This is a genomic window from Vibrio sp. 1288 (assembly GCF_033344475.1).
Window position 1 is genome coordinate 1 of sequence record NZ_JAWPOX010000863.1, and the last position, 581, is coordinate 581.

1 protein-coding gene is annotated in these 581 nt (G+C 42.2%); it reads left to right on the forward strand.

Going from position 1 to position 581, the window contains the following annotated elements; translation table 11 throughout:
• Positions 1 to 541: inner membrane protein YpjD (locus R8O11_RS29785; RefSeq protein ID WP_318195200.1), on the forward strand; the 541-nt coding region annotated here is incomplete at its 5' end.
• Between the last annotated feature and the right edge of the window lie 40 nt (positions 542 to 581).

The window sequence follows — 581 nt, forward strand, 5'->3', positions numbered from 1 at the left end:
AAACCGACTGTGGTTTTTATTGCCTGTCGTTTATAGCTTTGCTGCCATCAACTTAACTGCTGCCACATTTTTACCAAGCACGTTTGTCAAGCACTTAGAAAATGACCCGAAGCTGCTCATTCATATCTCTTTTGCACTATTTTCTTATGCAACGCTCACCATCGGCGCTTTGTACGCGCTGCAATTGGCTTGGCTCGATCACAAATTAAAAGCGAAGAAGTCGCTGGCTATTAACCCTAATTTACCACCGCTGTTAATGGTTGAACGTCAGCTATTTAAAATCATTCTGATTGGTAACTTACTTCTAACAGGCACACTTATCACTGGTTTTGTGTTTGTACAAGACATGTTTGCGCAAGGCAAAGCGCATAAAGGTATTCTTTCCTTCATTGCGTGGATCGTTTATTCCATCTTACTTTGGGGCCACTACCATAAAGGTTGGCGCGGTCGAAAAGTAACGTGGTTTGCGGTTGCTGGTGCGACGTTATTAACGTTGGCCTATTTTGGCAGTCGTTTTGTAAAAGAAATCATCTTGAATTAAGGAGCTCTCGGGCTCCTTTATCCTTTATCCTTTATATTCG